Genomic DNA, 9,602 nt, shown 5'->3' with positions numbered 1-9,602 from the left:
GGCTACAGCGCATCCAGCCGCGCACGCAGTTGATCCAGGCGCAGGTCCGCCGCCGCGCCGGGCGACACGCGCGCCGCGAGGCTGGCTTCCGGCGTGCGTCCCTCCCCGGCCTGCTCCACCGACGCCGCGGCGGCACGGTAGGCATCGCGGAACGGAACGCCGGCGGCGGCCTGCTCCACGGCGACATCGGTGGCATACATGCCGGCGTCCATCGCCGCGCGCATGCCCGCGGGCTTCCATTCCAGGTTGGACAGCAGCGCCGGCAGCAGCTCCAGCGCGGCGAGCCCGCGACCGAAGCCGTGGAAGATCGCGCCCTTGCTCGACTGCAGATCGCGGTGGTAACCCGACGGCAGCGACAGCAGCTGCTCGATCTCGGTCCGCGCGGCGGCGACGCTGGCATGCGCGGCGCGCATCAGCTCCACGACATCGGGATTGCGCTTGTTGGGCATGATCGAACTGCCGGTGGTGTACTGCGCCGGCAACGCCACGAAGCCGAACTCCGCCGCGGTGAACAGCGACAGGTCCCAGGCCAGGCGCCGCAGGTCGAGCGTGGCCGAGCCGAGCGCTTCGAGTGCGGCCAGCTCGAACTTGCCGCGCGACAGCTGGGCGTAGATCGGGCTCACCTGCATGCGCGCGAAGCCGAGCGCGGCGGTGGTGTGTTCACGGTCGAGCGGCAGGTTCACGCCGTAGCCCGCAGCGGTCCCGAGCGGGTTGGCGTCGACCAGTGCCAGCGTGTCGAGCGCGCGACGGGCATCGTCGATAAAAGCCTCGGCCCAGCCGGCCCACCACATGCCGGCCGATGACACCACCGCACGCTGCAGGTGGGTGTAGCCGGGCAATGGCAGATCCTTCTCCGCCTGCGCGCGATCGATCGCGACACGCGCGGTCTCACGTGACAGCGCGGCCACCCGCGCCAGCTTCTCCTTCAGCCACAACCGCGTGGCGACCAGCACCTGGTCGTTACGGCTGCGGCCGGTGTGGACCTTCTTGCCGGCATCGCCGAGGCGCTCGACCAGCCGCGCCTCGATTGCCGAATGACCATCCTCGTAGCGCGCATCGAGGATGAAGTCACCACCGCCGAAGTCCACGGCGAGCTGGTCGAGTTCCGCTTCCAGCCCCTGCAGTTCGTCGGCAGAAAGGATGCCAATGCGCTGCAGGCCCTGCGCATGCGCGCGGCTGGCGGCGATATCGTGCAGGAAGAACTCGCGGTCCAGCAGCACATCGTCGCCGGCGAGGAAGGCCTGGATCTGCGCGTCGACGGCGACGCCGGGTTTCTGCCAGAGGAGGTCGGACATCGTTGGGGTTCCTGTTGCCGGGCGGAGCGGCGCGTGCCGTGCCTAGAGCGGAATGCCCGCGGTCTCCGGGAGACCGAAGGCGAGGTTGAGGTTCTGCAGCGCCTGGGTGGCGGCACCCTTGAGCAGGTTGTCCAGCGTGGCGACCACCACCACGCGACGGCCGTCGTCGCTCGCGGTGAAGCCGCCGATCCGTGCGCCATGGTGCCCGGCGATGCCGCTCACCCACGGTGCGGCATCGACGATCTCCACCAGAGGCTCGTCCGCGTACCGGTCGCGGTAACGCGCAGCAAGCGCGTCCACGTCCACCGGAGCCGACAGGTGCGCGTTGACGGTCAGTGTGATGCCACGGAAGTGTGCGGCGACATGCGGCATGAATTCCACCGCAGTCGCCAGCTGGCGCGTCACCTCGCGCTCGTGGATATGCCCGGCCAGCGCATACGGCATCAGGTTGTCGCGCAGAAGCTCGATGTTGTTGCGGTCCGATGGCGTGGTCCCGGCACCGGAGTAACCGGACACGCCGAAGGCCTGCACGGGACCGTCCAGCAGGCCCAGCAGCGGCGCGATCGCCAGCTGCATCGCGGTGGCGTAGCAGCCGGGGTTGCTGATCCGGCGCTGGCCGTCATAACGCCCGCGGGTGAGCTCGGGCAGCCCGTAATACCAGCTGTCGTCGAAGCGGTAGTCGGCCGACAGGTCGACCACCACCGTCTCCGGCGCATCGCGGTCGAGCGCGGCGACGAATGGCGCGGCCTTGCCGTTTGGCAGCGCCAGCACCACCGCATCCGCGCCCTGCCCGGGCACCGCATCGGCGCCGAAGTTGCCGTAGCGCAGGTCACCGGTGTAGCCGGCGACCTGCGCGTCCACGCGCTGGCCGTCGAGTTCGCGCGACGAGACGAAGGCAAGCTCCAGCGACGGATGGCCGTGGACCAGCCGGATCAGCTCCGCGCCGGTATGGCCGCGTGCGCCGACGATGCCGACGGTACGTACGGATTGGCTCATGTCGTACTCCCTTCGCTCAGTCGACGAGGGTCGGCGTGCGCTGCGCGCAATGGTCGACGAAATAGCGGATGTCATCGAGATCGCCGGTGCCGTACCAGAACACCTTCCACGCATCCTGCTTGTAGCAGCCGTCGGACTGCGCGTAATAGAAGATATTGATCTGATTGTCGTGGCGCGAACGCCAGAACAGCTGCGGCGTCTCCTCGTGCATCACCTGCCACACCGCGCGCCCCAGGCCCTCGCCCTGCGCCTCGTCGAGCACCGCGAACTTGTCGAGATACACGTACCCGTCTTCGGCGGTGAGGATCACCGCGGCACGGTAGTTCTCGCTGACATAGGCGCGCAGCAGACGGGTGCGCTCGAAATAGTCAGGCGCCAGCGTGCGGCCGAAGCTCGACTCGATCAGCGTGCGCAGGCGGTCGAGGTCGAAGGCGCTCCAGTCGGTCGCGCGCAGCACGCGCTCGCCGCGACGCACCAGCGTGCCCGAGCCCTTGTGGGTGAACAGCTCCTTGGCCAGATCGTCCGGGCGGGTGATGGAGACCGACGAGGTCAGCGGCAGGTCGTCCAGCAGTCCCTTGATCTGCTCCAGCTTCAGCCGCATCCCGCCGCTGATCCAGTCCTGCGCCATGAGGTGTTCGTATTCGGTCGACAGGTTGATCGAGTCGATCACGCTGCCCTGCTCGTCGAGCAACCCGCCGGTGCCGGTGAGGAAGATGATCTTGTACGGCTGCAGCACCCGCACCAGCTCGTTGGCGGAGAAGTCGGCGTTGACGTTGAGGATCTGCCCGCCACTGGTCTCGCCGAGGCTTGCGATGACCGGGATCGACCCGGCCTGCAGGCTGGTCTCGATCGGCGCCAGGTTGACCCTGCGGATCTCGCCCACCAGCCCGTAGGTGTCGCGGTCGAGGTAGTCCGCCTCGAACACGCCGCCGGTGATCGAGGTCGCCCGCGCACCCGACTGCTGCAGCGCCTCCACCAGTGCCAGGTTGGACGCCTGGAACACGCGACGCACGATCGCCAGCGACTCCGGCGTGGTCACGCGCAGGCCGTTGACGGTGTGCTTCTCGATGCCGGCGGCCGACAGCTCCGCATCGAGCTGCGGGCCGGCGCCGTGCACGACGATCGGGCTCAGGCCCACCTGCTGCAGGAAGGTCAGCGACGAGGTCAGTGCATCGAGGTCGTCGCGCAATACCGCGCCACCCACCTTCACCACCGCGAAGCGCTTGGCATCGAGCTGGGAGAAGCGCTTGAGGTACTGGCTGATCTCGCGCGCGCTCGCCATCGACGACAACAGGCGGACGATGGTCTGGCGGGTCTGGGTATGTGCTTGCATCGGCTCGGTTCGGGTGGGTGCGGGTTTCAGCCGCGGATTACGGTGCGGACGCGGATCGAAGGGGGAAACGTGCGGCGTTGCTGTCGGGCCACTCCTCCCGCGCGGGAGGGGTGTTACGTGCGTGTCTGGCGGGCCGCGGTCCGTCGGCCGCCGCCGGCGTTCATCGGCGTGGATCCGCGACAGAACCGGCCGCGCCACCCAGGATCCGCACGATCGACTCCGCGTAGGTCTCGAGCTCGCTCAACGACACCCACTCGTCGGCCGTGTGCGCCTGGGCGATGTCGCCAGGTCCGTGGACGATCGCGGTCATCCCCGCCTGCGAGAACAGCGAGGCCTCGGTCCAGAAGTCCACCGCATTTCCAACGGGCAGGCCGAGCGCGTCGGCGAGGTCGCGTGCTTCCAGCCGGCGCTCCTCGGCTTCGGCGACGTTGCCGGCCGGCAGCGGCGGACCGCGGAAGGTTTCCTCGTAGCGATCGAGCGCGCCGGTGGTGACGAAGCCGCCGAACGTGCTGTGCAGCACGTCGATGTCCTGCGACGGCAGCGGCCTGAAGCCGAAGCGCACCTCGGCATGCGGGGCGATGACGTTGGCCTTGATGCCGCCTTCCACGCGGCCGACGTTGAAGCGCAGGCCGGTCAGGCCACCGAACCGCTGGTGCGCCTGTGCCTCGACGAAATCGAGCGCGCTCGCGCCCCAGCGCATCGCCTGGTGCAGCGCGCTGGCCTCGAGCGCATTGGCGCCGGATGCATGCCCGGCCGCACCGCGGAACTGCAGCCGCACCGAACTGATGCCGCGATGCGCGAGCACCGCTTCGCAGCGCGTCGGCTCGGCGATCACCGCTTCGGCGAAGCCGTGGTCGCGTTCCAGGAACGCGGCGATGCCGCGCGGGTCATTGGCCTCCTCGTCGCTGGTGAACAGGAACGCCGCCGCACCGGTGGTGGCCTGCGCCGCGGCGATCAACCCGGCCGCCGCGCCCTTGATGTCGCAGGTGCCGAGGCCGATGGCGCGGCGGCCACGCACGCGCAGGCGCAGCGGGTCGGCGCTCCAGTGCGGCGAGTCCGGCACGGTGTCCAGGTGCACGTTGAACAGTACCCGGGGCTGCCCGCGCACCGCGAACAACGACACCGCGCCGTCACCGTGGTCGGTCACCTCGACGCGGAAATCCGCCAGCTGCGCGCGGATGTAGTCGAAGATTCCACCGGTATCGATGGCCCGCGGGGGATTACGGGTGTCGAAGGACACCAGCCGTTCCAGGTGCGTCAGGGTGCTGTCGAGAAGATCGCTCATCGGCTTCGCATCAGGGTCGCGGTGGTGGGTTCGGGGCCGGGATGCCGGGTCGCTCAGCGATTGACCTGCGCATACAGCGTCGAGCTCATGCCGAACAGCTTGATGAAGCCTTCGGCTTCCTCGACGCCCCAGTCCGCGGACTGCGCGTAGGTCGCGTTGCGCGAATGCAGCAGGTGCGCGGAGCTGATGGCCACGGCGTCAACCCGGCCGCCACGCGTCTCGAGCGTGACCTCGCCGGTCACCGTGGCCTGCACCGAGGCCAGGAAGGCCTCGAGGTCGGTCTTGAGCGGGTCGTGGAAGAAGCCCTCGTAGACCAGCTCCACCCACTTGCGCGCCACCTCGGGCTTGAAGCGGTTCTGCTGCTTGGACAGCACCGCCTCCTCGAGTGCGCGATGCGCGGTGAGCAGCGCCACCAGGCCCGGCGCTTCGTACACGATGCGGCCCTTCAGGCCGATCACGGTGTCGCCGGTATACACGCCACGGCCGACGCCGTAGGACGCGAACAGCGTGTTGAGCCTGGCCAGGATCTGCTCGCCCGGCAGCGGCTTGCCGTCCAGTTCCACCGCCTCGCCGGCGACGAACCGCAGCCTCACCGTCAGCGGTTCCACCGGCCAGGCGCTACGCGGCGCACACCAGCCACGCGCGCCCTCGCCAGGTGCCTCCCAGCGGTCGATCTCGCCACCCGACATGGTCACGCCCAGCAGGTTCTCGTTGATGGTGTAGGCCATCTGCTTGGCGCGCACGCCGAAGCCGCGCTCCTCGAGATACTTCTGCTCGTAGGCGCGGGTCTGGGTGTGTTCCTTCTGGATCTCGCGGATCGGCGCCACGATGCGGTAGTCGCCCTGTGCCTTGATGGCGAGGTCGAAGCGCACCTGGTCGTTGCCCATGCCGGTGCAGCCGTGGGCGATGGCGTTGGTGCCGAGCTCCGCCGCGCGCTTCAGTGCGGCATCGACGATCAGGTAGCGGTCGGAGACCAGCAGCGGGTACTGGCCCTGGTAGCCCTCGCCCGCCCACACGAAGGGCTTGACGAAACCATTCCAGATCGCCGGGCCGCCATCGACGGTGACGTGGCTGGCCACGCCCAGCTCCTGCGCGCGCTTCTCGATGAAGGCGCGCTCGTCGGCGTCCACGCCGCCGGTGTCGGCGAACACCGTGTGCACCGACCAGCCGCGCTCCTGCAGGTACGGCACGCAGAAACTGGTATCGAGGCCACCCGAGAAGGCGAGCACGATGTCGCGGCTCTGCGCCGGCGAAGTGCGGACCGGGGAACCGTCGGAAGAAGGCGCGGGATGCTGCGACATGGGAGATCTCTGGAGGAAAAAGAAGGGGAGAAAAAGGAAAAGAAGGGCCGCTCAGGCAGCGTGGGTGGCGGCGGTCACTGGCGCGCGAGTGCCGCCATCACCGCCTTCTGCACGTGCAGGCGGTTCTCGGCCTCGTCGATGGCGATGCAGTTGGGCGAGTCCATCACCGCATCGGTGGCCTTGACGTTGCGACGCAGCGGCAGGCAGTGCGAGAACACGCCGTTGTTGGTCAGCGCCATCTTGCGCTCGTCGACCATGAAGTGCCTGTACTGCTCGCGGATGGGCTTTTCCGGGCCCCAGTTGCCGAAGTACGGCAGCGCGCCCCAGCTCTTGGCGTAGACCACGTCGGCGCCGGCATAGGCGGCATCGACGTCATGGCTGACCGCCAGCGAGCCCCCGCTCGCGGCGACATTGGCCTCGGCCCAGTCCATGTAGCGCTCGTCGAGGATGTACTCGGGCGTCGGGCACAGCAGGGTCACGTCCATGCCGAGCCGGGTGGCGATGGTGAGCGCCGAGTTGGCCACCGCGGTGTTGAGCGGCTTCGGGTGGTAGGTCCAGGTCAGCACGTACTTTTTCCCGCGCAGGTCGCTGGTGCCGAAGTGCTCCTGCAGCGCCAGCGCGTGCGCGAGTTCCTGGCACGGATGGGTGATGGTCTCCATGTTGATCACCGGCACCGGCGAATACTTCGCGAACGCCTTCAGCACGATGTCCTGGCGGTCGTACGCCCAGTCGGTGAATTTCGGGAACGCACGCACGCCGATCATGTCGACATAGCGGCCCAGCACGCGCGCCACCTCGGCAATGTGCTCTTCGGTGTCGCCGTCCATCACCGTGCCGAGGTCGAACTCGATCGGCCATGCGTCCTTGCCCGGCTGCAGCACGACGGCGTGGCCGCCCAGCTGGAACGCGCCCAGCTCGAAGCTGGTGCGCGTGCGCATCGACGGGTTGAAGAACACCAGCGCGATCGAGCGGCCCTTCAGCGCATCCCCGAGCTTCTCGCGCTTGAAACGGGCGGCATCGGCCAGCAGCGCGTCCAGCTCCGCGCGGCTCCAGTCCTGGGTGTTGAGGAAGTGCTTGATCGACATCGGCATGGTCCGGGTGGAGGTGGTGCGCCCGCAGTGGCTGCGGGTGCCTGCGCGTCATGCGCATGGTGCGGAAACGAAAAAACCCAGCGCTCGGGCTGGGTCTGTCCTGGTGAAACTCGAATGCGACGAGTACCGGCTACCCAGCGGAATGGTGGGCTTCCGGTCGACGCGCGCGCGAGGTCATGCCAGCCGCCATCCAGGCGGAGGTCAGGATCTCGGCGTCGGCGCGAAGGGGGTTCATGAGGGGCGGCATCCTCGCACGGGCGCCGGCGGGCGGCAAGTGGCGGCTCATTCGGCCGACGCCCCGACCACCGGCGTCACCGACACCCGCACACGCACCCGGTTGCCCGGGTCGAACGGCAGCCGCGAACGGTACTTCACGCCCTTGTGGATGTAATCCACCTCGTAGCCGATCGGGCGGCGGAATTCGCGCTCCACCGGCACCATCCGGCAGTTGCCGTTGGCCGGACGCGCGCGCGCAGCCTCTTCCTCGTCCGGGCCGAGCACGTCGCGCACCGCGCCGACCACGCGGGAAATGCCGCGCCGCTCGCCCTCGCCGGCCACCGGCGTGGAGGCATCGCAGCGCTCGACCATGCTGGTCGCCCGCAGCACCTGGTAGACCGGTTCGGCGCTCAGCACGCGGGCGTATTCCATCCGCACGTTCTCCTGCGGAGGCGCGGCCATCTGCGCGTCGCGCTGGGCGCGCTGGTTGCCATGCACGCTCTGCGCCGCAACCGGCAACGACACCGCCGCCACCACCAGGAAGGCGCACAGGCAGGTTGCTTGCTGGAACGGTTGGGGCATGGAAACCAGGAGAGGCGCGAATTCAGGGAGTTTAGGCCGTGGCGCTGTGCGCGGCCTGAATCCTCGCTGTCGTGGACCCGGGCGGGCCGTTAGAATCCCGGGGTTTACCGCAAGCACCGCTATGACCCTGCGCCTGTACAACAGCCTCACCCGACGCGTCGAAGCCTTCGAGCCGCAGGATCCCGGCTGCCCGACGATGTACGTGTGCGGGCCCACCGTCTACAACTACGTGCATATCGGCAACGCGCGCGGTCCGGTGGTGTTCGGCGTGCTGGCGGATCTGTTGCGGCGCCGCTACGGCGGGTTGCGCTATGCGCGCAACATCACCGATGTCGACGACAAGATCAACGCGGCCGCGCGCGACCAGGGCGTGCCGATCTCGACGATCACCGACCGCTTCGCCGCCGCCTACCGCGAGGACATGGCCGCGCTGGGCGTCGCCCCGCCCGACCTCGAGCCCGAAGCGACCGCGCATATCCCCGAGATCGTGGCGATGATCGCGCAGCTCATCGACAGCGGGCATGCCTATTGCGCCGAGGGCCATGTGCTGTTCGCGGTCGAGAGCTTCGACGGTTACGGCAGGCTGTCGCGCCGCGATATCGAGGACATGCGCGCCGGCGCCCGTGTCGAGGTCGCGCCGTACAAGCGCGATCCCGGCGACTTCGTGCTGTGGAAGCCGTCCACCGACGACCTGCCCGGCTGGGACTCCCCCTGGGGCCGTGGTCGCCCGGGCTGGCACATCGAGTGCTCGGCGATGGCGGCGGCGCACCTCGGCCGGACCATCGACATCCATGCCGGCGGCGTCGACCTGCAGTTCCCGCACCACGAGAACGAGATCGCGCAGAGCGAGTGCGCCCACGGCGGCGCGCCGTTCGCCCGCTTCTGGCTGCACAACGGCATGCTGACGCTGTCGGGCGCGAAGATGTCGAAGTCGGTCGGCAATATCGAGAAGGTCCGCGACCTGCTTGCACAGCACCCGGCCGAGGCGCTGCGCTACGCGCTGCTGTCGGCGCACTACCGGCAGCCGCTGGACTGGTCGGACGCACTGGTCGAACAGTCGGCGCGCACGCTGGAGCGGCTGTACGCGACGTTGCGCGATCTCGCCGACGTGGAGGCGACGCCGCGCATTCCCGCTGCCATCGAGGCCGCGCTCGACGACGACCTCAACACCCCGCAGGCACTGGCGGAACTCGCCCGCCTCGGCGGCGAGGCACGCAGGGCCGAAGGCGAGGCGCGCGTGGACGCCAAGGCGCAGCTGGTCGGCGCCGGGCTCGCACTCGGCCTGCTGCAGCAGTCGCCGACCGACTGGTTCGGCCGTGGTGCCGCCGGTGACGACGATGCACGCATCCAGGCACTGGTCGACGAGCGCAGCGCCGCCAAGAAGGCGCGCGACTTCGCCCGTGCCGATGCCATCCGCGACCAGCTCGCCGCCGATGGCGTGCAGCTGGAGGACACACCGCAGGGCGTACGCTGGGTGCGCAGACGCGCCTGACCGCCCGCCTT

Annotated in this window: 8 protein-coding genes; 1 reads left to right on the top strand and 7 read right to left on the bottom strand. The window is 69.1% G+C overall.

Annotated elements, in window-relative coordinates:
• Positions 1–2: 2 nt before the first annotated feature.
• The 7 genes from argH to LDO11_RS07585 all read right to left on the bottom strand — a co-directional run bounded on the left by argH (position 3) and on the right by LDO11_RS07585 (position 8,099).
• Complete coding sequence (argH, locus tag LDO11_RS07615; protein WP_232140999.1) at positions 3–1,295, bottom strand: argininosuccinate lyase; 1,293 nt, start codon at positions 1,293–1,295, stop codon at positions 3–5.
• A 42-nt stretch (positions 1,296–1,337) separates the two neighbouring features.
• On the bottom strand, positions 1,338–2,291 hold the full coding sequence (argC, locus tag LDO11_RS07610) for an N-acetyl-gamma-glutamyl-phosphate reductase (protein WP_232140998.1): 954 nt from the start codon (positions 2,289–2,291) through the stop codon (positions 1,338–1,340).
• 16 nt (positions 2,292–2,307) lie between these two features.
• Positions 2,308–3,624: an acetylglutamate kinase gene (locus tag LDO11_RS07605; protein ID WP_232140997.1), complete on the bottom strand. Its 1,317-nt coding sequence runs from the start codon at positions 3,622–3,624 to the stop codon at positions 2,308–2,310.
• Positions 3,625–3,784: 160 nt separating this feature from the next.
• Positions 3,785–4,909, bottom strand: coding sequence for an acetylornithine deacetylase (locus tag LDO11_RS07600; protein ID WP_232140996.1), 1,125 nt, complete (start codon positions 4,907–4,909; stop codon positions 3,785–3,787).
• A gap of 53 nt (positions 4,910–4,962) precedes the next feature.
• Positions 4,963–6,210 carry an argininosuccinate synthase gene (locus tag LDO11_RS07595; RefSeq protein ID WP_232140995.1) on the bottom strand — a complete coding sequence of 416 codons (1,248 nt, stop codon included), beginning with the start codon at positions 6,208–6,210 and terminating at the stop codon, positions 4,963–4,965.
• Between the two features lie 74 nt (positions 6,211–6,284).
• Positions 6,285–7,295, bottom strand: coding sequence for an N-acetylornithine carbamoyltransferase (locus LDO11_RS07590; protein ID WP_232140994.1), 1,011 nt, complete (start codon positions 7,293–7,295; stop codon positions 6,285–6,287).
• Between the two features lie 288 nt (positions 7,296–7,583).
• Positions 7,584–8,099: a hypothetical protein gene (locus LDO11_RS07585; RefSeq protein ID WP_232140993.1), complete on the bottom strand. Its 516-nt coding sequence runs from the start codon at positions 8,097–8,099 to the stop codon at positions 7,584–7,586.
• A gap of 121 nt (positions 8,100–8,220) precedes the next feature.
• On the opposite strand from LDO11_RS07585, the gene cysS reads away from it, so the two are divergent.
• Positions 8,221–9,591, top strand: coding sequence for a cysteine--tRNA ligase (cysS, locus tag LDO11_RS07580; protein ID WP_232140992.1), 1,371 nt, complete (start codon positions 8,221–8,223; stop codon positions 9,589–9,591).
• Positions 9,592–9,602: the final 11 nt, after the last annotated feature.

It is taken from the genome of Alterluteimonas muca, assembly GCF_021191595.1.
Lineage (GTDB): Bacteria > Pseudomonadota > Gammaproteobacteria > Xanthomonadales > Xanthomonadaceae > Luteimonas > Luteimonas muca.
This window is presented reverse-complemented; position numbering and strand designations above follow the sequence as displayed.

What these genes read in the sequence shown, in the direction of transcription:
- argH (WP_232140999.1), bottom strand. Translation starts at nt 1,295, where the DNA reads ATGTCCGACCTCCTCTGGCAGAAACCCGGCGTCGCCGTCGACGCGCAG.
- argC (WP_232140998.1), bottom strand. Translation starts at nt 2,291, where the DNA reads ATGAGCCAATCCGTACGTACCGTCGGCATCGTCGGCGCACGCGGCCAT.
- LDO11_RS07605 (WP_232140997.1), bottom strand. Translation starts at nt 3,624, where the DNA reads ATGCAAGCACATACCCAGACCCGCCAGACCATCGTCCGCCTGTTGTCG.
- LDO11_RS07600 (WP_232140996.1), bottom strand. Translation starts at nt 4,909, where the DNA reads ATGAGCGATCTTCTCGACAGCACCCTGACGCACCTGGAACGGCTGGTG.
- LDO11_RS07595 (WP_232140995.1), bottom strand. Translation starts at nt 6,210, where the DNA reads ATGTCGCAGCATCCCGCGCCTTCTTCCGACGGTTCCCCGGTCCGCACT.
- LDO11_RS07590 (WP_232140994.1), bottom strand. Translation starts at nt 7,295, where the DNA reads ATGTCGATCAAGCACTTCCTCAACACCCAGGACTGGAGCCGCGCGGAG.
- LDO11_RS07585 (WP_232140993.1), bottom strand. Translation starts at nt 8,099, where the DNA reads ATGCCCCAACCGTTCCAGCAAGCAACCTGCCTGTGCGCCTTCCTGGTG.
- cysS (WP_232140992.1), top strand. Translation starts at nt 8,221, where the DNA reads ATGACCCTGCGCCTGTACAACAGCCTCACCCGACGCGTCGAAGCCTTC.